The organism is Neobacillus canaveralius (genome assembly GCF_047237705.1).
GTDB lineage: Bacteria > Bacillota > Bacilli > Bacillales > Cytobacillaceae > Neobacillus > Neobacillus niacini_K.
Window position 1 is genome coordinate 1456791 of sequence record NZ_JBDFLL010000001.1, and the last position, 25518, is coordinate 1482308.

Consider the following 25518-nt stretch of genomic DNA (forward strand, 5'->3'; position numbering starts at 1 on the left):
TGGAGTTATGAAGGAAGTTATAATTGCAACCAAAAATCCAGGTAAGGCAAGAGAATTTGAACATATTTTTGCACCGAGAGGGATAGCAGTCAGGACACTGCTGGATTATCCTGAAATCGAGGATGTAGAAGAGACCGGGACATCTTTTGAAGAAAACGCCACGTTAAAAGCAGAAGCTGTTTCACAGCAATTAAATAAAATGGTGATTGGCGATGATTCGGGTTTAATAGTTGACGCTTTAGAAGGCAGACCAGGTATTTATTCAGCACGTTATGCTGGTGAGGAGCCTAAAGACGATCAGAAAAATCTTGAAAAAGTATTGCTTGAATTGAAAGGCGTTCCTGAAGAAGATCGTACCGCTCGGTTTTATTGTGCACTGGCTGTATCTGTGCCAGGAAAAGAAACCATCACCGTAGCTGGAACATGTGAAGGTCGAATTCTCGAGGAGCAAAGGGGAACAAATGGTTTTGGTTATGACCCTGTGTTTTATGTGCCGGAAAAAGACCGCACGATGGCAGAACTATCTTCTGATGAAAAGAATAAAATAAGTCATCGAGCGAATGCTTTGAAAAAGCTTGAAAGTATGTTAGATTCTATTGTGGAAAGAGCGGAATAATCATGTGCAAAGTTCTTGTTGTTAGTGATAGCCATGGTTTAACGAACGAGCTTGAGGTATTAAGAGCACGGCATTTGAACGATGTAGAGTTAATGATTCATTGTGGTGATTCTGAAATTAGCCTCGACGATAAAGTGATGAATGGTTATTTGACTGTGAAGGGAAATTGCGATTTCGGCAGCTATCCATTAGAAACTATAACCGAGATTGCTGGACGTAAGTTTTTTGTAACTCATGGTCACAGGTATTCAGTGAAGTCGTCATTAATGAAATTAAAATACAAGGCAGCAGAGGTTGGGGCAGATATTGTCTGTTTCGGACATTCCCATGTATTGGGAGCAGAAGTGATTGGGGATACGTTGTTCTTGAACCCTGGCAGCATACGTATGCCAAGGGAACGCTCCGAAAAAACCTATGTGATTCTAGATTTATTTGATGAAACAATTAAAGTGTCTGTTTATGACATTAGTGGACGGGAACTAAAGGATTTAACCTTTGAATTTGCCTTGCCGAAAAAATGAGGGAAGAGTACTTCTTCCCCCCATTTTTATTTTTTGAAAAAATTTTTGAAATAGTGTTGACTTTAACATATATGCAATATATAATAAATCTTGTCTTTGAAAAACTTATTACGTCCCAGTAGCTCAGCCGGATAGAGCATACGCCTTCTAAGCGTACGGTCGGGAGTTCGAATCTCTCCTGGGACGCCATTTAACTACATACCAATAAATATTACTCACCTTCTAGAAGGTGAGTTTTTTTGTTTTTTCTAATTAGAAAGGATTTTTTTGACGTCTCAGAGTGGATTGTGCCGATAAATCGGAAACGGCAAAATTACGGTAACAATCCGGTGTGGATTGAGCCGATAAATTGGAAACGGCAAAATTACGGTAACAATCCGGTGTGGATTGAGCCGATAAATTGGAAACGGCAAAATTACGGTAACAATACCAAGGTATATCGCCATTTAGAAGGTGAGTTTTTTTGTTTTTCACACATTTCATGCTACACTATTTTCCATATAGATGCAGAGGACGGTACAAAGTATGAAAAAACGGGAGCGTGCGAAACGGAAAGATAATATAATATTCCTTCCCGGACTCGAAAAGAGATTGACGGATAAGGGCCTAGAGAGCCTTCAAAACAAGAGATACAAAGAAGCCATAACCCTGCTTGAAGAAGCAATGGTTCATGACCCGGAAAATAGTGACATATTAATAGGACTCGTGCTCGCTTACTTTGAAGCAGGAGCCTATATAAAAGCGAAAGACTTAGCGAATGAAATGCTATTAAAGGGCATCGGTGAGTATTTTCATATGGTCGACCTGTATCTGACCATCTTAATACAGCTGCATGAATATCAGGAAATCGTTTCAACGATTGAAGCACTGTTTGACGAAAAAGAGATCCCGCCGGACAGGCATGATCACTTCCTCACGATCCTGCAATTTAGTAAACGGATGGCTGACAATAGTCAGCAGGAACCGATGGAAGAAGTAAAAGAAGAGACCCATCTGAAAGAGCTTAAACTATCTTCACTAAAAAATTTAAATGAGCAAATGCTTGCGATTTCTAGTTTGGCGGAGAAAAATATTCGTCCTTATATGGATGAAATAAAAGAATATCTCAATTCAGATCCTGGCCACCCTTTCTTAAAAACTATGCTCCTGACCCTATTAAAAGAGCAGGAATATGATAAGAAAATAGTGGTGAAAAAGTTTAGTGAAGACTTAAGCGTTGTCCCCACAGAACTTCCAGACATTCAAACACAGCCAAGAATGAAGGTAATAGAAAATATACTAGAAGCAAAATTAGAAAATAGTGACCCTGTTTTATTTGAAAATATGAAAGGGATGGTAGAAAGGATTTTCTTTATAAGTTATCCTTTTGAGCTCAAGCCTGAAGCTGTTTCAGCCTGGGCTGCGGCTTTTCACTTATTAGTTCTTGATTATCTAGGCGGAGAACCGGATGTCGATGATATTTCAGATGAATACGAGATTTCTACTGAAAAGATAGAGCAGGCACTAGCAAAAATTAGAGAATTAGAAGAAATTTCTTATCCCAATATATAGGTAACTCTGTTGAAAGAAAAAAATCCTGTGTTATAATGTAAGGGTTGCATTGTGTAAAAACTATCTTTTACATAAAAAAAGAGGGTAATTCATTATCCTGACAAATTCGTTACGAATGAAATGATAATAGATTGTTGGAGGGAAATAGTATGTCAGTAAAATGGGAAAAGCTAGAAGGAAACACCGGTGTCCTTACTGTTGAAGTAAGTGCAGAAAAAGTAAATGAAGGCTTAACTGCAGCTTTTAATAAAGTTGTTAAGACAGTAAATGTACCTGGCTTCCGTAAAGGGAAAATGCCACGTCCAATGTTCGAAAAGCGTTTTGGTGTAGAATCTCTTTATCAAGATGCATTAGATATTCTTCTTCCAGAAGCATACGGAAATGCGATTGACGAAGCAGGAATCGATCCAATCGATCGCCCTGATATCGATATCGAGCAAATGGAAAAAGGTAAAGAACTTATCTTCAAAGCAACTGTACAAGTGAAGCCTGAAGTAACATTAGGCGAGTACAAAGGTTTAGAAGTAGAAGAGTTCGAAACAACTGTAACTGATGAAGATGTAGCAAAAGAATTAGAAACTCTTCAAAACCGTCAAGCTGAGCTTGTAGTAAAAGAAGAAGGTACTGCTGAACTTGGCGATACTGTTGTTCTTGACTTTGAAGGATTCGTAGATGGTGAAGCGTTCGAAGGCGGAAAAGCCGAAAATCATTCACTTGAATTAGGTTCTGGCTCATTCATTCCAGGATTTGAAGAGCAATTAGTAGGATTAGCTACTGGCGAATCTAAAGACGTAGAAGTATCTTTCCCTGAAGAGTACCATGCAGCTGAACTTGCAGGTAAGCCAGCAGTATTTAAAGTAACTCTTCATGAAATCAAAGGAAAAGAACTTCCTGCATTAGATGATGAGTTTGCGAAAGATGTGGATGATGAAGTTGAAACATTAGACGCATTAAAAGAGAAAATTAGAACTCGTTTAGAAGATAGCAAGAAGCACGAAGCTGAGCACCACTTACGTGATTCTTTAGTTGAAAAAGCTGCTGAAAATGCACAAGTTGAAATTCCAGAAGTTATGGTTACAAGCGAAGTGAACCGTATGCTTCAAGAATTCGAACAACGTTTACAAATGCAAGGAATGAACCTTGAGCTTTACTTCCAATTCTCAGGTCAAGATGAGAATGCTCTACGTGAGCAAATGAAAGAAGAAGCTGTAAACCGCGTTCGCGTTGCTTTAACACTTGAAGCAATTGCAAAAGCTGAAAACATTGAAGCAACTGACGAAGATGTTAATGCTGAGCTTGAAAAAATGGCTGGCATGTACAACATGACTGTTGATAACATTAAGGCGGCACTTGGTGGTCTTGAAGGTATCAAAGGCGATCTTCAAAAGCAAAAAGCGGTTGAATTCTTAATCGAAAATAAAAAATAATAATTATTGTTAAAACATGGCACGATTTTATCGTGCCTGTTTTTATACATTTTTTCAATTACATATTATAATAAGTACAGGGAAACCTTTTTAACAAGCAGCAGGAAAAACAGAATTACATAGCGAATTAAGTAAAACACGCTTTATCGAAGATTTAATTTGATGAAAAGTGGTTATGCTTAATGGGTACATAGGAATCATTTAAGGGTGCTCCAAGCAAAAATCCGATGCGCAAAAAACATAGTTGAAGAAGGCTTTTTATTACCAGTCCGCTGGGTCCATGTGTTACAATGCAATACATACCACTGAATCGTATCGAAAAAGAAACGGATTTTTGTTTGTGTTACGCAACTTTAAATAGTGTTATAACACGTTTTCAAGGGGTGAAAGAATTGTTTAAATTTAATGATGAAAAAGGCCAACTAAAGTGTTCCTTCTGTGGAAAGACACAAGACCAAGTACGTAAATTGGTTGCCGGACCAGGTGTATATATATGTGACGAGTGTATCGAGCTTTGCACAGAAATCGTTGAAGAAGAGCTTGGAACAGAAGAGGAAGTAGAATTTAAAGACGTTCCTAAACCAAAAGAGATTTGTGAGATTCTTGATGAGTACGTTATTGGTCAGGACCAAGCTAAAAAATCGCTGTCGGTTGCAGTGTACAATCATTACAAGCGTATCAATTCTAACAGTAAGATTGATGACGTTGAGTTATCAAAAAGTAATATTGCTATGATTGGACCAACAGGAAGCGGTAAAACTTTATTAGCGCAAACATTAGCACGCATATTAAATGTTCCGTTTGCAATCGCTGATGCAACATCGCTTACTGAAGCTGGTTATGTTGGGGAAGACGTAGAAAATATTCTTCTAAAATTAATCCAAGCTGCAGATTATGACGTAGAAAAAGCTGAAAAGGGTATTATTTATATTGATGAGATCGATAAGATTGCCCGTAAATCAGAAAATCCTTCAATTACAAGAGATGTATCTGGTGAAGGCGTACAGCAAGCATTATTAAAAATTCTAGAAGGTACGGTTGCGAGCGTTCCACCTCAAGGCGGACGTAAACATCCACACCAAGAATTCATTCAAATCGATACTACAAATATTTTATTTATTTGCGGTGGTGCGTTTGATGGTATCGAACCAATCATTAAGCGCCGCTTAGGTCAAAAAGTTATTGGATTCGGTTCCGATGTTAAGCAGCAGGAAATTACGCAGAAAGAGCTTCTTTCTAAAGTATTACCTGAGGACTTACTCCGCTTCGGTTTAATTCCTGAATTTATCGGTCGTCTTCCTGTTATTGCAAGTCTTGAGCAGTTGGATGAGGCAGCATTGATTGAAATTCTTACGAAGCCAAAGAATGCCTTAGTAAAGCAATATCAAAAAATGCTTGAAATCGATGAAGTAGAATTGGAATTTGAAGAAGGTGCACTTAGTGAAATCGCGAAAAAGGCGATTGAACGAAAAACAGGCGCACGTGGATTACGTTCTATTATTGAAGGAATCATGCTTGATGTCATGTTTGATCTTCCTTCTCGTGATGATATTCAAAAGTGTATCATTACGAAAGAAACGGTTATCGAGAATAGTGTTCCTAAGCTTGTCTTAGAAGATGGAACCGTTGTAGCAGAAGAAAAATCTGCTTAATCATATTAAACTAAGGGGACCCAGTTGAACTGCTGGGTTCTTTTTTCTGCGGATTATGCATGCCAACAAAAAGAGTTTCTTACAATTTGTGGTTTATTCCCTCTCTATGCAGGAAATACTTATAAATAACTACTTAAGTTTACTGTAGCAGGAGGGAAAATTATGAGTTGGACGGGGATTGCCTTATTTGTACAGCTGTTTTTTGGAATTATCATTGGGCTGTATTTTTGGAATTTGCTAAGAAACCAACGAACACAAAAGGTTTCCATTGATCGGGAATCCCGTAAGGAAATGGAACAGCTTCGAAAGATGAGATCGATATCATTAACAGAGCCATTAGCTGAAAAAGTACGTCCGACTAGCTTTCAAGATATTGTTGGACAAGAAGATGGTATAAAGTCATTAAAAGCAGCACTATGCGGACCAAATCCTCAGCATGTCATTATTTATGGACCGCCTGGGGTAGGGAAAACAGCTGCTGCCCGATTAGTTTTAGAAGAAGCGAAAAAAAATCAAAAATCTCCATTTAAACAAAACTCTGTCTTCATTGAACTAGATGCAACGACTGCTCGGTTTGATGAAAGAGGCATTGCTGATCCACTAATTGGTTCTGTTCACGATCCGATTTATCAAGGTGCAGGAGCAATGGGACAAGCGGGGATTCCCCAGCCGAAGCAAGGTGCAGTTACCAATGCACACGGCGGTGTTCTATTTATTGATGAGATTGGCGAACTGCATCCGATACAAATGAACAAGCTTTTAAAGGTTCTCGAAGACCGAAAAGTATTTCTTGAAAGTGCCTATTATCATGAAGAAAATAATCAGATTCCTACACATATCCATGATATTTTTAAGAATGGACTGCCGGCAGATTTTCGCTTAATTGGTGCAACAACAAGAACGCCAAGTGAAATACCACCTGCCATTCGGTCACGCTGTATGGAAGTTTTTTTCAGAGATTTAACGCAAGAAGAAATTATTAAAGTCGGGCAAAAAGCTGCTGAAAAGGTAAAACTAGACATTAGTGAAGCCGGATTGGATATTTTATCTACATATGCGAGAAATGGGCGCGAAGCCGTTAATATGATCCAAATTTCTGCAGGACTGGCTATTACCGATGAGCGCGAATATATTAAAGACGAAGATTTAGAATGGGTCGCTCATTCTAGTCAACTGTCACCAAGAATGGAAAGAAAGATTAATGACGATTCCCGGGTTGGTCTTGTAAATGGACTAGCCGTTTATGGTCCAAATACCGGTGCCCTGCTAGAAATCGAAGTAACGGTCATCCCTGCCAAAGATAAGGGAACGATTAACATTACTGGGATTGTTGATGAAGAAAGCATTGGCGGACAAGGGAAATCCATCCGCAGAAAAAGTATGGCGCGGGGTTCGATAGAAAATGTTATTACCGTTCTACGGTCAATGGGTGTTCCAGCTGGTGATTTTGATATTCATGTGAATTTCCCAGGCGGGGTTCCGATTGATGGTCCGTCCGCAGGAATTGCAATGGCAACAGGTATTTATTCAGCCATTTACAAGGTTCCGATAGATAACAAGGTGGCGATGACGGGAGAAATAAGCATTCATGGAAACGTGAAGCCAATCGGCGGCGTATACCCTAAGGTAAAGGCAGCTCAAAAAGCGGGTGCGACAACCGTTATCATCCCTGAAGAAAATATGCAATCGATATTAAATGAAATCAAGGGAATCCGGATTGTTCCGGTTACCCATTTGAGTGAAGTTTTTGACGTTGCACTCGTCAATAAGCTCGCCCAAAATCAAGCCATTCCGGCTTCTATCGAGCTTTCTAAAAAAGAATCCATTTAACTTTCTTCACTTCGGTTGTCTGACCGAAGTGTTTTTTATGAAAGAAATGGTGCTAGTTTGGGGAAATTAAAATATATATTGACAAGCAGATATTGAGCCTTTCGTATTATTAGACACATATTTGCAAATGAGATAGAATTGTACAAAGACGATTTCTGCTTTTATTAGCAAGAAATATTGATTGATGCATGTGGAGGTGCAATTTAATGGCGAAAGAGAGAGAATTGATCGTCCCCCTCCTGCCGCTTCGAGGGTTGCTTGTATATCCGACTATGGTCCTTCATTTAGATGTTGGACGTGAAAGATCGGTTGAAGCCCTTGAAAAAGCGATGGTAGATGACCATTTAATTTTTTTAACGACACAAAAGGATATTGCAATAGACGATCCTTCAGAAGAGGATTTATACGAAATTGGTACATTAACGAAGGTTAAACAAATGCTTAAGCTTCCAAATGGGACCATTAGAGTATTGGTTGAGGGACTAAACAGAGCAAAAATACAATCATTTCATGATGAGGACGAATATTATGCTGTCAGCATTGTGACATATGAAGAATCCACAACAAAGGATGTAGAAGACCAGGCATTAATGAGAACAATGCTTGAGTATTTTGAGCAATACATAAAGTTATCGAAAAAAATCTCCGCAGAAACCTATGCTTCTGTGGTAGATATCGAAGAACCAGGAAGAATGGCAGATATTATTGCTTCTCATCTGCCAATCAAGCTGAAAGAAAAACAAGAAATACTTGAAACGATTGATGTAAAGCAACGAATGAATATGGTTATTGATACCATTCAAAATGAAAAAGAAGTGCTTAATCTTGAGAAGAAGATTGGGCAGCGTGTGAAGCGCTCCATGGAAAGAACGCAAAAGGAATATTACCTGCGAGAACAAATGAAGGCGATTCAGAAGGAATTGGGCGATAAAGAAGGCAAAACCGGTGAAATCGCTGAACTAACTGAAAAAATTAAAAACGCTGGTATGCCTGAGAATGTTCAGCAAACTGCATTAAAAGAACTTGACCGCTATGAAAAAGTGCCTTCAAGCTCAGCAGAAAGTGCAGTTATTCGAAACTATATTGAATGGCTGATTACGATTCCATGGTCGAAGAAAACCAACGATGATATTGATATTCATCGTGCTGAAAAAATCCTTAATCAGGATCATTTCGGTCTTGAAAAAGTAAAAGAACGTGTGTTGGAGTTTTTATCTGTTCAGAAACTGACCAATTCCTTAAAAGGGCCAATTTTATGTCTTGCTGGGCCTCCAGGAGTAGGAAAAACAAGCTTAGCACGCTCGATTGCAAATTCGTTAAATCGTAACTTTGTCCGTGTATCCCTCGGTGGTGTTCGCGATGAATCTGAAATTCGTGGTCATCGAAGAACCTATGTTGGAGCAATGCCAGGCCGAATTATCCAGGGAATGAAAAAAGCAGGTACGATCAATCCAGTCTTTTTATTAGATGAAATTGATAAAATGTCTAGTGACTTCCGCGGAGATCCTTCATCTGCTATGCTTGAGGTGCTGGATCCGGAACAAAACCATAATTTTAGCGATCATTATATCGAAGAAACTTATGACCTTTCAAAAGTCATGTTCATTGCGACCGCCAATAACTTGTCAACGATTCCAGGTCCACTTCTAGATAGAATGGAAATAATTACGATTGCGGGTTATACAGAAATTGAAAAAGTCCATATCACAAGAGATCATCTGCTTCCAAAACAGATTAAGGAAAATGGACTTACAAAAGGTATTCTCCAAGTGCGTGATGACGCGATTCTTAAGGTAGTTAGATATTATACCCGTGAAGCAGGAGTGCGGAGCCTCGAACGACAAATGGCTACCATCTGCCGCAAGACCGCAAAAATCGTTGTTTCAGGTGAGAAAAAACGTGTCGTTGTAACGGAAAAGAATGTTGAGGAGTTCCTTGGAAAGCCTAAATTCCGTTATGGTCAAGCCGAAACAGAGGATCAAGTCGGAGTCGCGACTGGTCTAGCTTACACGACTGTTGGCGGAGATACATTGCAAATCGAAGTGTCTCTATCGCCAGGTAAAGGAAGACTCGTGTTAACAGGAAAACTAGGAGACGTCATGAAAGAATCCGCACAGGCGGCGTTTAGCTATATTCGTTCTAAAGCCGGTGAGCTTGGAATTGAAGAAGATTTTCATGAAAAATTTGATGTTCACATTCATGTTCCTGAAGGTGCTGTTCCAAAAGATGGTCCATCTGCAGGAATTACAATGGCGACTGCACTTGTGTCTGCGCTAACGGGTAGAGCCATTCGCCGTGAAGTAGGAATGACAGGTGAGATTACGTTAAGAGGGCGGGTGCTTCCGATTGGCGGATTAAAGGAAAAAACACTTAGTGCTCATCGTGCAGGATTAACCAAAGTTATTCTCCCTAAGGATAATGAAATGGATATCGATGATATTCCAGAAAGTGTAAGAAATGAAATAGAGTTTGTGCTTGTTTCACATGTCGATGAAGTTCTTCGGCATGCACTAGTAGAGGGTGGATTGTAATGAAAGTAGTTAGTTCCGATATCGTCATCAGTGCCGTTAGGCCAGAGCAGTACCCCGAGACAGATCTGCCTGAATTTGCATTAGCAGGTCGCTCGAATGTTGGTAAGTCATCTTTTATCAATAAGATGCTAAACCGAAAAGGGCTTGCAAGAATTTCGTCAAAGCCTGGTAAAACACAAACGTTAAACTTTTATCTGATCAATGAAATCCTTCACTTTGTCGATGTTCCTGGTTATGGATATGCGAAAGTTTCGAAGTCCGAGCGGGCTGCGTGGGGAAGAATGATTGAAACGTATTTTACCTCCCGTGAACAATTAAAAGCAGCAGTTTTGATTGTTGACTTACGACACCCGCCAACACAGGATGATGTCATGATGTATGATTTCTTAAAGCATTATGGAATTCCCTGTGTTATCATCGCGACAAAGGCGGATAAAATTCCAAGAGGGAAATGGCAGAAACATTTAAAAGTAACAAAGGAAACACTGGATTTAGATGAAAATGATCATATCGTCCTTTTCTCATCCGAAACAGGTGAAGGAAAAGATAAAGCGTGGTCTATATTGAAAAGTTATATGTAAGCTCTTTTCCTTAAGAAAAGAGCCTGCAAACTTAATTTCGAGCACAAAATAGTTTTTTCCGCGTTAAAATCGGCTTTAGGATTTTAACACCTATCATTAGGAAAACAGTCTAATGTAAAGAAAACGTCAGGCGCTTTCGCCTGACGTTTATTTTTTTCTTTTAAAAAGAAAGTAGATTCCGACAAGAATTATTATCGCAGGCCAAAACTTCCAAACAATACTGAGACCATTTTGAAGTAACCCAAAATATTCTGCAACTTTATCGTAAAATAATAGCAATAATGCCAATACTAAAAAGAGAAACGCTTGAAACAATCCATTATTCGTTTTTTGAAAACGGAGAAAGTAGCCGATGGAAATAAACAATACAAGCATGCCGATAGTGTTGTTTGGCCATATTAAGACTTTGCCGGCCATATGGTAATGAAGGCCAAAACCAGCAATGATGACACCTGGTAAGATGGCTTCATGATCCTTTGCAGAGTATCCCTGTCCTAAAAAAGCGATACCGATAATAATAAGAAGTGTCGGCCACGAATACAATGTCTGTAGAGCGGTAAATCCAGATTGCTGTAAGAATAGAAAGGCTCCAAAGCCTATGAGAATAATTCCAGGGAAAACACGCTGATTCTTCATTTTAACACCACTTCCAGAAAGGTTTACTTGAATCTAGTCTATTTTTTTGGTACTGTACATAAGGATGATATATTTATTAATTACTTAACTTTTTTTCCTAATTATTAATTCAGCTCCAACGCCTAGGGGCTCGGGTCATAAGCTCCTGAGCAAGGCATTTCCGCTTTTTATATTACCATATTCTTTCGTATTCTGTTCACATTTAACGGGTAAAAGTTAAAAAAACCCGTGTTATAATCAGACTAGTTAATAATGTACTAGTAGTTTTTGTATTACTTATTGGGGGTGTTCTAAAAAATGCATATTGTAGTGATCGGTCTAAACTATAAAACTGCCCCTGTGGAAATCCGTGAGCGGTTGACATTTAATGAAGCCGAGCTTGGGGATGCGATAAAAAAATTAAATACCAAAAAAAGCATCCTTGAAAATATCATTGTATCTACATGTAATCGTACAGAAATCTATGCGGTTGTCGATCAGCTGCATACTGGACGCTATTATATTAAAGAATTTTTATCTGAATGGTTCGGAATTGAACAATCTGAGTTTTCACCTTTTCTATTTGTTTATGAAGAAGACGGGGCCATTGAGCATTTATTCAAGGTGGCTTGCGGCCTTCATTCCATGGTGTTAGGGGAAACACAAATATTAGGGCAGGTTCGTACAAGCTTTATGTTAGCTCAAGAACTTGGAACGACAGGTACCGTCTTTAACCAGCTATTTAAGCAGGCAATTACACTTGCTAAGCGCGGACATGCTGAAACAGATATTGGTGCCAATGCCGTCTCAGTCAGTTATGCTGCCGTTGAACTAGCGAAGAAAATTTTCGGTTCACTTGAGAATAAGCATGTTCTGATTTTCGGTGCTGGAAAAATGGGTGAGCTTGCGGCGCAAAATCTGCATGGCAATGGAGTTAGAAAAGTTACGGTAATTAATCGTACGTTTGAAAAGGCTAAAGATCTGGCTAACCGTTTCTCCGGTGAGGCCAAAACACTTGATGAACTCCAAAATTCTTTGATTGATGCAGACATCCTGATTAGCTCAACAGGAGCAAAGGATTTTGTCATTACAAAATCAATGATGGTAAAAGTTGAGAAAAAGCGTAAAGGCAAACCATTATTTATGGTCGATATTGCTGTTCCACGTGACTTAGATCCAAGAATTGCAGAGTTAGAAAGTGTATTTTTATATGATATTGATGATTTAGAAGGAATTGTTGAGGCGAACCTTCAGGAGCGTAAGAAAGCAGCTCAAGTTATCATGTTGATGATTGAAAAGGAAATTGTTGATTTCAAGCAATGGCTCGGATTGCTAGGAGTAGTTCCGGTTATTTCGGCTCTTAGAGATAAGGCAGTGGCCATTCAAGCAGAAACGATGGTCAGCATTGAGCGCAAGCTGCCGCATTTATCGGACAGAGATAGAAAGGTTTTAAATAAACATACAAAGAGCATTATCAACCAGCTATTAAAAGACCCTATCTTACAAGCAAAAGAATTGGCTGCTCGTCCAGACGCTGAAGAGGCATTGGATTTATTTATGAAAATATTTAACATTGAAGAGCTTGTAGAAAAACAAACGAAAGCAGCCGAAATGAATAATGCAGTGGTTCAAGTACCGCAGGCTTCCTTTCAGTCATAAGAGGTACGCAAATATGTTTGACTTCCATATGACGCGGCTGCACGAATTGACTGTAGTCCTATATGCCTTCAGTGTGTTGTTATATTTTTTTGATTTTCTACATCATAACCGGAAGGCAAACCGTATCGCCTTCTGGTTACTTGCGTTTGTATGGGTTTTACAAACAGCTTTTTTAACTTCCTATATGATAAAAACAGGACGATTTCCTGCACTAACAATCTTTGAGGGACTTTATTTTTATGCCTGGGTATTGGTAACTTTATCACTTGGAATCAACCGTCTTCTAAAGGTCGATTTCATCGTTTTTTTTACAAATATACTTGGTTTTATTGTCATCGCGATTCATACGTTTGCTCCGATTAATCATGAATCACATGTCATAAGTAATCAGCTAATGTCTGAACTTTTGCTTATACATATCACAATGGCCATTCTATCTTATGGAGCCTTCTCCTTGTCTTTTGTGCTTTCACTTCTCTATCTGATTCAATATGATTTATTGAAAAGGAAGAAGTGGGGTACAAGGCTTTTGAGACTTGCAGATTTAAGTAAGCTGGAACGTTCCTCTTATATATTAGTAGTAATTGGGGTTCCCATGCTGTTATTAAGTCTAATTCTGGGATTACAATGGGCTTTTTTAAAGGTTCCGGGTATGCCATGGTACGATATGAAAATTATTGGTTCATTTATTCTATTAACCGGATACAGTATCTATTTGTACCTTCGTATCGTTAAAAATATGTCAGGCAGGCAACTAGCCTTTTGGAACGTCGGTTCATTTTTAATTGTATTAATTAACTTTTTTCTATTTGGTCAATTATCATCATTTCACTTTTGGTACTCATAGGAGGCAGTCATGAGAAAAATTATCGTAGGTTCTAGACGCAGCAAATTGGCTCTAACACAAACAAATTGGGTAATTGAACAGCTTAAGAAGCTTGGCGGCAACTTTGAATTTGAAGTAAAAGAAATTGTTACAAAAGGGGACAAAATCCTTGATGTTACGCTTTCAAAAGTAGGCGGAAAAGGATTATTTGTTAAGGAAATCGAACAAGCCATGATGGATAAAGAGATTGATATGGCTGTTCATAGTATGAAGGACATGCCAGCTGTTCTACCTGAAGGTCTAACAATCGGCTGCATACCTTTCCGTGAGGACCACCGTGATGCATTGATTTCAAGAGATCATATTAAGCTAAAAGACTTGAAGCCAGGGGCGATTATTGGCACGAGCAGTCTTCGCCGCAGCGCTCAGATTTTAGCACAGCGCCCAGATTTAGAAATTAAATGGATCCGTGGAAATGTTGATACACGATTACAAAAGCTGCAAGACGAAGAATATGACGCTATTATCCTAGCTGCAGCAGGACTTTCCCGTCTTGGTTGGACTTCTGAAACGGTAACAGAATTTATCGATGCAGATATTTGTGTTCCAGCTGTTGGTCAAGGTGCATTATCCATCGAGTGCCGTGAGGATGATAAAGAACTTCTTGAACTTTTTGAAAAATTCACATGTAAGAAAACAGAACGTGCAGTTCGAGCAGAACGTGCTTTCCTTCAAAAAATGGAAGGCGGCTGCCAGGTGCCGATTGCTGGTTTTGCCTATATAGCTGAAAATGATGAAATCGTCCTTACTGTTTTAGTAGCTTCTCCTGAAGGTCAAGAAATCTTCAAAGAGGAACTAAGGGGCACTAACCCAGAAGAGCTTGGTAATCAAGCTGCAGACCTATTAATTGAAAGAGGAGCTAAAGACCTGATTGAGAAGGTTAAACGGGAGCTCGAAGGTCAATGCTAAAACCATTAGGTTTGAAAGACAAAAAGGTCCTGGTGCCACGTGGCGCAGGTCAGGCAAAATCCTTTTCACAACTTGTCGAAAAGTATGGAGGGATTTCAATCGAAATCCCTCTTATTGCATTTCGGCCAATTAAACTCACAACGCAGCTGCAAACTGCTATGAATGAGATTAATACATATGACTGGATTGTTTTTACTAGCAATGTTACTGTGGAAACGTTCTTTTCTTTTTATAAAAATAACAACCATAACTCATTTCCAAAGATTGCTGTGATCGGCAGGAAAACGGAAGAGGTATTGCAGGAAAGAGGATATAAAGCAGAGTTTGTACCATCTGCCTATGTGACCGAGGTGTTTACGGATGAGTTCTTGCCTATAGTGCCAAGTGGTTCGAAACTACTAATTCCAAAGGGTAATCTAGCCAGGGAATATATCTCTACTTCTCTTAGTAACCATGGTGTACATGTAGATGAAATCGTTATATACGAGACTTACATGCCGAATGAGAGTCGTGAGAAACTCGCTAAAATGCTTTCTAATGATGAACTTGATATCTTAATGTTCACGAGTCCTTCGACAGTTAATCACTTTATAAGTGTTGTGAAGGAGTATAACCTCGAGAGTCATATTAAAAGATGTGTAATTAGCTGTATCGGTCCAGTTACAGAGAAGAGAATACTCGCCTATGGACTGCCCGTTCACGTTTCTCCAGAGGAGTATACGGTTAAAGATATGATTAAAGGCACCATAGATTTTATACTAAAAAATTAAAATCTTTTTAGGTTGAGGCTGTGTAAGCAAATAATTATTTTGGCACGTCTGTTGATTGGAACGGAAGGCACGAAGACTCCTGCGGGAGGACGGGGCAGGGGAGACCCCACAGGCGCTTAAGCGCCGAGGAGGCTCCCCGTACCGCCCGCGGAAAGCGAAGTGCCTGGAGTGGAAATCAACAGACTTCTTTTCACAGCCTAATAATAAACATTTTGGGGGTATATATAAATGGAACTTCAATTTTCACGTCATCGCCGATTACGTACAAGTGCTAATATGCGTGCACTCGTTAGAGAAAACCACCTAACACCAGACGACTTCATCTATCCGTTATTCATCTATGAAGGTGAAAACATTCGCAGAGAAGTATCTTCCATGCCTGGTGTATTCCAAGTATCAATGGATAACCTAAAAGCTGAAATGGATGATATCGTTGCACACGGCATTAAGTCCGTTCTATTATTTGGAATTCCGACTACAAAAGACGAGTGCGGTACACAAGCATTCCACGACCATGGCATTATCCAAGTTGCAACCAGATGGATTAAAGAACATTATCCAGAAATAATTATTGTTGCCGATACGTGCTTGTGCGAATATACAAGCCACGGGCACTGTGGAATGGTTGAAGGCGATAAAATCTTAAACGACGAATCTCTTGAATTACTTGTAAAAACAGCTATCGCTCAAGCTGAAGCAGGTGCCGATATCATTGCTCCATCAAATATGATGGATGGTTTTGTGACAGCGATTCGTGCTGGTTTGGATGAAGCTGGATTTAAAGATATTCCAATTATGTCTTATGCTGTTAAATATGCTTCTGCATTTTACGGACCTTTCCGTGAAGCAGCTGAAGGCGCACCACAGTTCGGGGATCGTAAAACTTATCAAATGGACCCTGCCAACCGAATGGAAGCATTTAGGGAAGCAGAATCCGATGTAGCAGAAGGTGCAGATTTCCTAATTGTGAAACCGGGAATGCCTTACCTTGATATCGTTCGTGATGTTAAAAATAACTTTAATCTTCCTGTTGTTGCTTATAACGTCAGCGGTGAATATTCGATGATCAAAGCTGCTGCTGCAAACGGCTGGGTTGACGAGAAACAGACCGTAATGGAAATGTTAATTGCATTCAAACGTGCAGGTGCAGACCTTATTATTACATATGCAGCTAAAGATGCATGCCGCTGGTTAAAAGAAGACCAATAATTACAACTCGAAAAGAGGAACTCAAAAATGCGCTCATATACAAAGTCAGTAGAAGCATTTAAAGAAGCTCAAAACTTGATGCCAGGCGGCGTTAACAGCCCGGTACGTGCGTTTAAATCTGTAAATATGGATCCGATTTTCATGGAAAGAGGAAAAGGTTCAAAAATCTATGATATCGATGGCAATGAATATATCGATTACGTATTATCTTGGGGACCGCTAATCCTAGGCCATACAAATGACAGAGTGGTTGAAGGAATTAAAAAGGTGGCAGAGCTTGGTACAAGCTATGGTGCACCGACGTTAATGGAGAATGAACTAGCGAAGCTTGTCATTGAACGTGTGCCATCGATTGAAGTGGTGAGGATGGTTTCATCCGGAACAGAAGCGACGATGAGTGCACTCCGCTTAGCGCGCGGCTACACAGGCCGTAACAAGATATTAAAATTTGAAGGCTGTTACCATGGACATGGTGATTCACTCTTGATTAAAGCCGGTTCTGGGGTTGCTACACTCGGATTACCAGACAGCCCAGGTGTACCTGAAGGAGTAGCTAAGAACACGATTACTGTTGCATACAATGACCTTGAGGGCGTTAAATATGCGTTTGAGCAGTTCGGTGATGATATTGCTTGTATTATCGTTGAACCTGTTGCTGGTAATATGGGGCTTGTGCCGCCGCTTCCAGGATTCTTAGAAGGTCTTCGTGAGATTACTACTGAAAAAGAAGCATTGTTGATTTTTGATGAAGTTATGACTGGCTTCCGTGTCGGCTACAATTGTGCCCAAGGCCATTTTAATATCACGCCTGATATCACTTGTCTTGGAAAAGTAATTGGCGGTGGTCTGCCAGTTGGCGCTTACGGTGGTAAAGCTGAAATCATGCGTCAAATCGCTCCAGCAGGACCAATTTATCAAGCAGGAACACTTTCAGGAAACCCGCTAGCGATGACGGCTGGTTATGAAACATTAACTCAATTAACGCCTGAGCACTACGAAGAGTTCAAGCGCTTGGGAGATTTACTTGAAAAAGGAATTACCGCAGCGGCTAAAAAATATGATATTCCTGTTACCTTTAACCGTGCTGGTTCTATGATTGGTTTCTTCTTCACCAATGAACCTGTCATCAACTATGAAACAGCAAAATCCTCTAACCTAGAATATTTTGCTGCTTACTATCGTGAAATGGCAGAACAAGGCGTATTCCTGCCGCCATCTCAATTCGAAGGATTGTTCTTGTCGACAGCTCATACTGATGAAGATATCGAAAAGACAATCAAAGCAGTGGAAATTGCTTTTTCAAAACTAAAATAATACTTTTTTCTATAAAAAGACACAAGATTGGACGTATGCAATGGGCATACGTCTATTTCTGTATTGTTTACTTACCGGTTGAGGATTAGGTTAAGCATCCGAGCTAATAAATAGGCGGAGTAATTCCGCTTAATTATTAATTATCACTAAAAACAGCTTATATAGACGGAGAGATTCCGCCTATTGGCCCGAAAAATTTGAAAATGGGAGATTTTGCTTTGCATAAGCGGAAAAACTCCGCCTATATACCCCGATACGAGCACCATTCTGCATTTAACCGGAAAATCTCCGCTTAATTTACTTTTGCTGGTTACCCGATTAAGGAAAGACATTTTCTCAAAAATCGATTGGTGGGTGTTTTTTATTGTAAAGAAGGCTTTTTTATCATATTTAAATACATTGGTTCATAGAGTGTAAGTGACATAGTGATTTTGCTTAAAAGGAAACGAAAGGAGGAGTCGCTTTGTCTCAGGAGAATCAATCGTGCCTGCGATTTTCCTTGGAGGAGTCATTGTGGTTTAGAAAAGGACAGGAAGTGGCTGAACTTGTGTCGATTTCTCTAGACCCTGATATTACCATCCAGGAAAATGATCAATACGTAACCATACGTGGTTCGCTAGAGTTAACTGGCGAATATAGAAATGACAATGAAAGTGCAGTGGAAGAGGAAGAAAATGTACCTAACCAAAAGTATGTGGAAAGAGTGGATCCACAAGAAGAAGGCATTTGTGAATTTTCACACCGTTTTCCTGTCGATATTACCATTCCAAACAATCGAATTCAAAGCATCTATGATATCGATGTAATTGTGGAGTCATTTGATTATTCCATTCCGGAGCGCAGTTGTCTGAAACTGTCCGCAGAATTAACCATCAGCGGCTTGTATGATTCAACACAACAAGAAGAAACTGAGGAACAAGAAGAGGAGTATGAAGTACTCCATCGTTATCAGGTAGAAGTTCCAAGTGCACAAGAACAAGAAGAAGCGGAACAAGAAGAGAATCAATTTGAGGATACTTTCTTGTTTGAGGCTGAAGCAAGGAAACTGCCAGAAGAGGAAAAGGTTGAAGCTTTTCCGAAATTCCCAACATTCTCGTATCAAGAGCCTGAAGATGAGGGAGAGCCCGAGCAGCCAACACAGCCTGTTGTTTTTGAACATGCCAGAAGTGAAGCAAGTGAGCCCGTTCAAGAGATAGAAGAAATCGTCGAGGAAGCTCCGGCACAGGAGGTAGAAGAGCCAGCACCAGCAAAAGAACCAGTCCTTGAGGAGAGCTCTTCTTCCCCAGAAGCACCACCTAAACAAGCCAAAAAGAAACCATCAAAGAAGAAAACAATGACATTAACGGAGTTCTTTGCCCGCAAAGAAGAAGCTTCAGATCAAGCTAGATTAAAAGTTTGCATTGTCCAAAAGGGCGACACGCTAGATAGTCTTGCCGACCGTTATGCGGTATCAGTCCCCAATCTGCTGCGTTACAATAATCTTGAACTCAATCAAGATGTATTTGAGGGTCAAGTATTATATGTACCGGTCGCACTAGCAAAAAAATAATAATAAATACATGGTGAGCGGGTTATTAACCTGCTCCCATCTTTTTAAGGATTTTGCCCTGGCTGAAAGGCAGATGAATGGTCTATGCGCGACACAAATCAGGTAGACTCGCTGATACCGATATTAAATAACTACCAAATAAAGCCTTATTTTGTTGAGGAACACGGCAATATTAAAAAAATCTATTCAGATAAAGGGACCTTTGCATTGAAGAAAATTGACCCGACAAATGGTACAGATTTTATTCGCCATGTTCATCTTCTATACCAAAAAGGATACAATCGAATTGTCCCTATCTATCCGACGATGGACGGAAGGTATGCTGTTCTCCATGATAAAGCCTTATATTACTTAATGCCTTGGATGTCGAATGAAATAAAGGAAGACCGGACACAGAAACACCAGCAGCTTTTTCGTGAGTTGGCAAGGCTGCACACACTCTCTGCTAAGGACATTAAGGTGAATAAGGAGGAGCGGACAGAGCATTACGAAAAAACGATTGAGGTGCTCGATAAGAATCAGGAATTTCTGGATGGCTTTATCGATGAATGTGAAAAAAAGACCTATATGTCCCCATTTGAATTGGTGTTTTGCCTATACTATAACGAAATAAGTCAGGCACTTCGCTTTTCTAAAACTAAATTCGAAGAATGGTATGAAAAAACAAAGGAAGAAGAAAAAGCACGAATGGTGATAACGCATGGAAAAATATCATCCGAGCATTTTCTTTACGACGAAAAAGGGTACGGCTATTTTATTAACTTTGAAAATGCCCGCTATGGCTCACCGATTCATGATTTATTGCCATACTTATCCCGTTCCTTTAATACCCAGCCAACAAGAAATGACGAAGCGGTGGAGTGGGTTTATCATTACTATAAATTTTTTCCCTTTAAGGCAGATGAAAAATTGCTATTCTTTAGTTATTTAGCTTATCCGATTCCAATCATTCAGGTGGCCGAAAAGTATTATAAAAAAGAACAGCCAAAAAATGAGCTGAAGTTTGTCCGAATGCTGCAGCGGAAATACTGGCATCTGAAGAATTCAGAATATGTTGTAATGAGAATGACTGAAATTGATGAACAAGAGAAGCAGGCAAAAGAAGGAGCCCAGCAGCAGTAATCATGCTAAATGGGCTCTAAACAATTTCAAAATAAATTGATACCGCAATGGCAATAAACACAGTTAGCAAAAGTACATCAAACACAGTGGGAATAAAAAGTGTTCGGATTAATTGAAAAATCGTAAACGGCAGAATCAACTGCTCGCATACTCTCCTAGTCGTTCGATACCAGGGAGTGTAGGAGTATTTGGTGATAAATTTCCTCCGCTTCATTTCATACTTCCTCTCCAAAATGGCATTTCTTTTATGTATATTCTTCTTACATAGTGAATTCCCCTAAATTCTTAACGTTTTTTACAAAATGGTATATAATATAAAAAAATTGGCTATCATTATTGACGACTAGAACACTTTTTGGGTAGTATAAACAATATGATTAATAACACACAAGCATAGACAGGGAAGAGTACGATGTACACCTGCTTTAAGAGAGGGAAGCTATTAGCTGGAAGGTTTCCTAAGCAGACACTCGGAAGGTCACCCTTGAGCTTCTTCAGCGAACGGAGATTTAACATCCCATTAGTTGAAGACGGATCAAATCCGTTATCTATTTAAGCGCCAATCCATTTCTGTAGGATTGGAAAAAAGGTGGTACCGCGAAACAAACTCCATTCGTCCTTTTATTGACGAATGGGGTTTTTTGTTTGTCTAGTTACTTAAAAGAAAGAGAAATAAAGGAGATGGTCAAATGGAGACAAAGGAAATTACCATGCCGACTAAGTATGATCCACAGTCGATTGAGCAAGGAAGATATGATTGGTGGCTGAAAGGAAAGTTTTTTGAAGCACAGAATGATGAGGGCAAGCAGCCTTATACAATCGTAATCCCGCCGCCTAACGTTACTGGAAAGCTGCACTTAGGGCATGCTTGGGATACAACATTGCAAGATATCGTTACACGCATGAAGCGGATGCAGGGCTATGATGTTCTCTGGCTTCCAGGAATGGACCACGCTGGTATCGCAACGCAAGCAAAAGTTGAAGAAAAACTTCGCAGCGAAGGCAAAAGCCGTTATGATTTAGGCCGTGAAAAGTTCGTTGAGGAAACATGGAAGTGGAAGGAAGAATACGCTTCTCATATCCGCCAGCAGTGGTCAAAGTTAGGTTTAGGATTAGATTACAGCCGTGAACGTTTCACACTAGATGAAGGTCTATCCGCAGCGGTACGTGAAGTTTTTGTTACTCTTTATAACAAAGGTCTTATTTACCGCGGCGAGTACATCATCAACTGGGATCCATCTACAAAGACAGCATTATCTGATATCGAGGTTATTTACAAGGATGTTCAAGGTGCATTTTATCACATGAAATATCCGTTAGCAGACGGTTCAGGACATATTGAAGTAGCAACCACTCGTCCAGAAACAATGTTGGGTGATACAGCAGTTGCGGTTCATCCAGAAGATGAGCGTTACAAACATTTAATCGGTAAAACTGTCATCCTTCCAATCGTTGGTCGTAAGATCAAAATTGTTGGCGATGATTATGTAGATATGGAATTCGGTTCTGGTGCTGTTAAGATTACACCAGCACATGATCCAAATGACTTTGAAATCGGCAACCGTCATAATCTTGAGCGTGTTTTAGTAATGAACGAAGACGGCACAATGAATGACAGAGCTGGAAAGTACAAAGGTATGGACCGTTTTGAATGCCGTAAGCAAATTGTTAAAGACCTTCAGGAACAAGGCGTTCTTTTCAAAATTGAAGAGCACTTACACTCTGTTGGTCATTCCGAGCGCAGCGGTGCAGTTGTTGAGCCTTACCTTTCAACACAATGGTTCGTTAAGATGCAGCCACTTGCGGATGAGGCAATCGCTCTGCAAAATAAAGAAAACAAAGTTAACTTTGTTCCGGAACGCTTTGAAAAAACGTACCTGCACTGGATGGAAAATATCCGCGACTGGTGTATTTCAAGACAGCTCTGGTGGGGTCACCGAATTCCTGCTTGGTACCATAAAGAAACAGGTGAAATATTCGTTGGTCACGAAGCGCCAGCAGATAGTGAAAATTGGGAGCAGGATAAAGACGTATTGGATACATGGTTCAGTTCTGCATTATGGCCGTTTTCTACAATGGGTTGGCCAAATGTTGAAGCAGAAGACTTCAAGCGTTTCTTCCCAACAGATGTACTTGTAACCGGTTATGATATTATCTTCTTCTGGGTTTCTCGGATGATCTTCCAAAGCCTTGAATTTACAGGTGAACGGCCATTTAAAGATGTTCTCATCCACGGTCTAGTTCGCGATGAACAAGGTCGAAAAATGAGTAAATCCCTTGGCAATGGTGTTGATCCAATGGATGTTATCGACAAATACGGTGCAGATGCCTTACGTTACTTCCTTTCAACAGGAAGCTCTCCAGGTCAGGATTTACGTTTTAGCTTTGAAAAGGTCGAATCTACTTGGAACTTTGCAAATAAAATTTGGAACGCCTCTCGTTTTGCATTAATGAACATGGATGGCATGACATATGATGAAATCGATTTTAGCGGCGAAAAATCCGTTGCAGATAAATGGATTCTCACTCAATTAAATGAAACCATTGAAAGTGTTACAAAGCTTTCAAAGCGTTATGAATTCGGAGAAGCAGGACGTGCATTATACAACTTCATCTGGGATGATTTCTGTGACTGGTACATTGAGATGGCAAAGCTTCCATTATATGGTGAGGATGAATCAGCAAAGAAAACAACTCGTTCGATTCTTGCACATGTTCTTGATCAGACGATGCGTTTGTTACATCCGTTCATGCCATTCATTACCGAGGAAATCTGGCAGAACCTTCCACATAGTGGTGAATCAATTACAACTGCTAAGTGGCCTGAGGTAAATCCAGCCTACTCTGATGAACAAGCTGCGCAGGAAATGAAAATGTTAATGGAAATGATTCGTTCCGTTCGTAACATCCGTGCTGAGGTAAACACGCCAATGAGCAAGAAAATTAAAATGCTTGTTAAGGCGAAGGATGATTCAGTATTAAAGGCGATTGAAAAGAACCGCGGCTATATTGAAAAATTCTGTAATCCAGAAGAATTACAATTGGGAACAAACCTTGAAACCCCAGAGAAGGCAATGACAGCTGTAATTACCGGCTTGGAAATCTATCTTCCACTAGAAGGTTTGATTAACATTGATGAAGAAATTGCGCGACTCGAAAAAGAATACGATAAGTTAACAAAAGAAGTAGAAAGAGTAGAAAAGAAACTAAACAACGAAGGCTTTATGAAAAAAGCACCTGAGAGTGTTGTTGCCGAAGAACGAGCAAAGGAACAAGACTATCGCGAAAAAAGAGCGTTAGTAGAGGCTCGTATAAATGAGTTAAAAGGATTATAATAAAAAGAAATCGAGACGAGTCCTTCAATAGGGATTCGTCTTCTTTTAGAAATAGGAAAAGGGGTATCTTAAAATGTTTAGCTCATATAGTGAAGCCCTTGAATGGATACATGGACGATTAAGACTCGGGATTAAACCTGGTCTGACCCGAATGGAATGGATGATGGACAAGCTTGGCCATCCAGAGAAGAAAATGAAAACCGTTCATATTGGCGGAACAAATGGAAAAGGGTCAACAGTAACCTTCTTACGCAATATCCTCGAAGCCGCAGGTTATTCCGTTGGTACATTTACATCGCCATATATAGAACAATTTAATGAGCGTATCTCAGTTAATGGGAAGCCAATCAGTGACGAAGAAATACTTGAGTTAACCAATGTGATTCGTCCTTTAGCGGATGAATTAGAACAAACTGAACTAGGCAGTCCAACCGAGTTTGAAGTGATTACAGCGATGTCTTTCTATTATTTTGCCAATATAAATCAAGTTGACATCGTACTTTATGAAGTGGGCTTAGGGGGAAGATTTGATTCAACCAATATCATTCAGCCAATAACTTCTGTTATTACAAACATTGGACTTGATCATACGAACATCCTTGGTCACACGTACGCAGAAATTGCATTCGAAAAAGCTGGTATAATAAAAGATCAGATTCCTGTTTTCACTGCTGTAAAAAATCAAGATGCCATAAAGGTAATAAAAGAACAGGCTGATAAAAAGCATGCTCCACTAAATATATTGAATCAGGATTTCTCGATTACTTCACACAGTCCACAAGAAACTGGTGAGGAGTTTACTTTAAATAGTGCTAATCTTAAATTCGAACATTTAGAAATTAGCATGATTGGCCAGCACCAAACAGAAAATGCAGCGTTAGCCGTTATGGCAGCTCAATCTATTAATCATCACGAAGAATTTTCAATCTCAGAAAATGCAATAAGGAAAGGTTTAAAGAGAGCGTATTGGCCAGGAAGATTTGATATCCTCTCAAATAATCCACTCGTCATTATTGATGGCGCTCATAATGATGAAGGTATTTCGGCACTTGTTCATGAACTTTCTAATCGCTATTCTAACAACACTATTCATATTGTATTTGCAGCATTAAAGGATAAAAAGCTCGACCAAATGATATCTCAATTGGATCAAGTCGCTGATGAAATCTCATTTGTATCGTTTGATTTCCCTCGAGCAGCGGATGCCATCGATTTGTTTTCTTTAAGTCATTCGAAAAATAAAAGAATCGGGGAGGATTGGGATTCTCATCTTGCCAAATGTGTTCAAGACCTGCAGCCAGATTCCGTTCTAGTTGTCACAGGTTCTTTATATTTCATCTCAGAGGCTAAATCGTATTTAAGTGAATTTTTGAAAAACAATACCATTTCACTATGACAAGCTAAAGCATTTTTGATAAAATGAGTATATCTCAATTTCAAA

20 protein-coding genes, 1 tRNA gene and 1 other annotated feature are annotated in these 25518 nt (G+C 39.6%); of the genes, 19 read left to right on the forward strand and 2 right to left on the reverse strand.

The window, feature by feature from the left end:
• The first annotated feature begins 7 nt into the window (after positions 1-7).
• The 9 genes from ABC255_RS07135 to yihA all read left to right on the forward strand — a co-directional run bounded on the left by ABC255_RS07135 (position 8) and on the right by yihA (position 10709).
• Positions 8-616 (forward strand): XTP/dITP diphosphatase, encoded by a 609-nt coding sequence (locus ABC255_RS07135; RefSeq protein ID WP_412992352.1) that lies wholly within the window; start codon positions 8-10, stop codon positions 614-616.
• 2 nt (positions 617-618) lie between these two features.
• Positions 619-1137 (forward strand): metallophosphoesterase family protein, encoded by a 519-nt coding sequence (locus ABC255_RS07140; RefSeq protein WP_412992354.1) that lies wholly within the window; start codon positions 619-621, stop codon positions 1135-1137.
• Between the two features lie 112 nt (positions 1138-1249).
• Positions 1250-1326: transfer RNA gene (locus tag ABC255_RS07145), tRNA-Arg, on the forward strand.
• Positions 1327-1662: 336 nt separating this feature from the next.
• Positions 1663-2688 carry a tetratricopeptide repeat protein gene (locus tag ABC255_RS07150; RefSeq protein ID WP_412992356.1) on the forward strand — a complete coding sequence of 342 codons (1026 nt, stop codon included), beginning with the start codon at positions 1663-1665 and terminating at the stop codon, positions 2686-2688.
• A gap of 149 nt (positions 2689-2837) precedes the next feature.
• Positions 2838-4115: a trigger factor gene (tig, locus tag ABC255_RS07155; protein WP_412992358.1), complete on the forward strand. Its 1278-nt coding sequence runs from the start codon at positions 2838-2840 to the stop codon at positions 4113-4115.
• 392 nt (positions 4116-4507) lie between these two features.
• Complete coding sequence (gene clpX / locus ABC255_RS07160; protein ID WP_335529332.1) at positions 4508-5767, forward strand: ATP-dependent protease ATP-binding subunit ClpX; 1260 nt, start codon at positions 4508-4510, stop codon at positions 5765-5767.
• A gap of 162 nt (positions 5768-5929) precedes the next feature.
• A complete protein-coding gene (gene lonB, locus ABC255_RS07165; RefSeq protein ID WP_412992360.1) occupies positions 5930-7597 on the forward strand; it encodes an ATP-dependent protease LonB in 1668 nt (555 codons plus the stop codon).
• 206 nt (positions 7598-7803) lie between these two features.
• Positions 7804-10128, forward strand: coding sequence for an endopeptidase La (lon, locus tag ABC255_RS07170; RefSeq protein ID WP_412992362.1), 2325 nt, complete (start codon positions 7804-7806; stop codon positions 10126-10128).
• Complete coding sequence (gene yihA, locus ABC255_RS07175; protein WP_412992363.1) at positions 10128-10709, forward strand: ribosome biogenesis GTP-binding protein YihA/YsxC; 582 nt, start codon at positions 10128-10130, stop codon at positions 10707-10709. The genes lon and yihA overlap by 1 nt, the downstream gene beginning before the upstream one ends.
• Before the next feature lie 147 nt (positions 10710-10856).
• On the opposite strand, the gene ABC255_RS07180 is transcribed toward yihA, so the two are convergent.
• Positions 10857-11345, reverse strand: a complete 489-nt coding sequence (locus tag ABC255_RS07180; protein WP_335536243.1) for a LiaI-LiaF-like domain-containing protein — start codon at positions 11343-11345, stop codon at positions 10857-10859.
• 297 nt (positions 11346-11642) lie between these two features.
• Here ABC255_RS07180 and hemA point away from each other — a divergent pair, with 297 nt between their 5' ends.
• From hemA to ysxE, 8 genes are all read left to right on the forward strand, one after another.
• Positions 11643-12983, forward strand: coding sequence for a glutamyl-tRNA reductase (hemA, locus tag ABC255_RS07185; RefSeq protein WP_412992365.1), 1341 nt, complete (start codon positions 11643-11645; stop codon positions 12981-12983).
• A 13-nt stretch (positions 12984-12996) separates the two neighbouring features.
• The gene (locus tag ABC255_RS07190; RefSeq protein WP_335536245.1) at positions 12997-13830 is read left to right on the forward strand and encodes a cytochrome C assembly family protein; all 834 of its coding nucleotides are present in this window, start codon (positions 12997-12999) and stop codon (positions 13828-13830) included.
• A 9-nt stretch (positions 13831-13839) separates the two neighbouring features.
• Positions 13840-14778 carry a hydroxymethylbilane synthase gene (hemC, locus tag ABC255_RS07195; RefSeq protein WP_412992366.1) on the forward strand — a complete coding sequence of 313 codons (939 nt, stop codon included), beginning with the start codon at positions 13840-13842 and terminating at the stop codon, positions 14776-14778.
• Positions 14772-15548, forward strand: coding sequence for a uroporphyrinogen-III synthase (locus ABC255_RS07200; RefSeq protein ID WP_412992368.1), 777 nt, complete (start codon positions 14772-14774; stop codon positions 15546-15548). The genes hemC and ABC255_RS07200 overlap by 7 nt, the downstream gene beginning before the upstream one ends.
• Before the next feature lie 228 nt (positions 15549-15776).
• Positions 15777-16757, forward strand: a complete 981-nt coding sequence (hemB, locus tag ABC255_RS07205; protein WP_412992370.1) for a porphobilinogen synthase — start codon at positions 15777-15779, stop codon at positions 16755-16757.
• Positions 16758-16784: 27 nt separating this feature from the next.
• Positions 16785-18071 carry a glutamate-1-semialdehyde 2,1-aminomutase gene (gene hemL, locus ABC255_RS07210; RefSeq protein ID WP_412992372.1) on the forward strand — a complete coding sequence of 429 codons (1287 nt, stop codon included), beginning with the start codon at positions 16785-16787 and terminating at the stop codon, positions 18069-18071.
• A gap of 463 nt (positions 18072-18534) precedes the next feature.
• The gene (gene spoVID, locus ABC255_RS07215) at positions 18535-19620 is read left to right on the forward strand and encodes a stage VI sporulation protein D (protein WP_412992373.1); all 1086 of its coding nucleotides are present in this window, start codon (positions 18535-18537) and stop codon (positions 19618-19620) included.
• Between the two features lie 84 nt (positions 19621-19704).
• Positions 19705-20742 (forward strand): spore coat protein YsxE, encoded by a 1038-nt coding sequence (gene ysxE, locus ABC255_RS07220; RefSeq protein WP_412992374.1) that lies wholly within the window; start codon positions 19705-19707, stop codon positions 20740-20742.
• A 16-nt stretch (positions 20743-20758) separates the two neighbouring features.
• Here the strand turns inward: ysxE and ABC255_RS07225 are convergent, their stop codons facing one another.
• Complete coding sequence (locus ABC255_RS07225; protein WP_192650043.1) at positions 20759-20956, reverse strand: hypothetical protein; 198 nt, start codon at positions 20954-20956, stop codon at positions 20759-20761.
• Between the two features lie 171 nt (positions 20957-21127).
• Positions 21128-21366: a binding site (T-box leader), on the forward strand.
• A gap of 65 nt (positions 21367-21431) precedes the next feature.
• Here ABC255_RS07225 and ABC255_RS07230 point away from each other — a divergent pair.
• A complete protein-coding gene (locus ABC255_RS07230) occupies positions 21432-24077 on the forward strand; it encodes a valine--tRNA ligase (protein ID WP_412992377.1) in 2646 nt (881 codons plus the stop codon).
• 73 nt (positions 24078-24150) lie between these two features.
• Positions 24151-25473 carry a bifunctional folylpolyglutamate synthase/dihydrofolate synthase gene (locus ABC255_RS07235; protein WP_412992379.1) on the forward strand — a complete coding sequence of 441 codons (1323 nt, stop codon included), beginning with the start codon at positions 24151-24153 and terminating at the stop codon, positions 25471-25473.
• Positions 25474-25518 lie beyond the last annotated feature (45 nt).

Coding starts and splice junctions, on each gene's coding strand:
- ABC255_RS07135 (WP_412992352.1), top strand. CDS start 8: ATGAAGGAAGTTATAATTGCAACCAAAAATCCAGGTAAGGCAAGAGAA.
- hemL (WP_412992372.1), top strand. CDS start 16,785: ATGCGCTCATATACAAAGTCAGTAGAAGCATTTAAAGAAGCTCAAAAC.
- hemA (WP_412992365.1), top strand. CDS start 11,643: ATGCATATTGTAGTGATCGGTCTAAACTATAAAACTGCCCCTGTGGAA.
- ABC255_RS07150 (WP_412992356.1), top strand. CDS start 1,663: ATGAAAAAACGGGAGCGTGCGAAACGGAAAGATAATATAATATTCCTT.
- ABC255_RS07235 (WP_412992379.1), top strand. CDS start 24,151: ATGTTTAGCTCATATAGTGAAGCCCTTGAATGGATACATGGACGATTA.
- hemC (WP_412992366.1), top strand. CDS start 13,840: ATGAGAAAAATTATCGTAGGTTCTAGACGCAGCAAATTGGCTCTAACA.
- tig (WP_412992358.1), top strand. CDS start 2,838: ATGTCAGTAAAATGGGAAAAGCTAGAAGGAAACACCGGTGTCCTTACT.
- lon (WP_412992362.1), top strand. CDS start 7,804: ATGGCGAAAGAGAGAGAATTGATCGTCCCCCTCCTGCCGCTTCGAGGG.
- lonB (WP_412992360.1), top strand. CDS start 5,930: ATGAGTTGGACGGGGATTGCCTTATTTGTACAGCTGTTTTTTGGAATT.
- ABC255_RS07230 (WP_412992377.1), top strand. CDS start 21,432: ATGGAGACAAAGGAAATTACCATGCCGACTAAGTATGATCCACAGTCG.
- hemB (WP_412992370.1), top strand. CDS start 15,777: ATGGAACTTCAATTTTCACGTCATCGCCGATTACGTACAAGTGCTAAT.
- ABC255_RS07190 (WP_335536245.1), top strand. CDS start 12,997: ATGTTTGACTTCCATATGACGCGGCTGCACGAATTGACTGTAGTCCTA.
- ysxE (WP_412992374.1), top strand. CDS start 19,705: ATGCGCGACACAAATCAGGTAGACTCGCTGATACCGATATTAAATAAC.
- ABC255_RS07180 (WP_335536243.1), bottom strand. CDS start 11,345: ATGAAGAATCAGCGTGTTTTCCCTGGAATTATTCTCATAGGCTTTGGA.
- ABC255_RS07225 (WP_192650043.1), bottom strand. CDS start 20,956: ATGAAGCGGAGGAAATTTATCACCAAATACTCCTACACTCCCTGGTAT.
- ABC255_RS07140 (WP_412992354.1), top strand. CDS start 619: ATGTGCAAAGTTCTTGTTGTTAGTGATAGCCATGGTTTAACGAACGAG.
- yihA (WP_412992363.1), top strand. CDS start 10,128: ATGAAAGTAGTTAGTTCCGATATCGTCATCAGTGCCGTTAGGCCAGAG.
- ABC255_RS07200 (WP_412992368.1), top strand. CDS start 14,772: ATGCTAAAACCATTAGGTTTGAAAGACAAAAAGGTCCTGGTGCCACGT.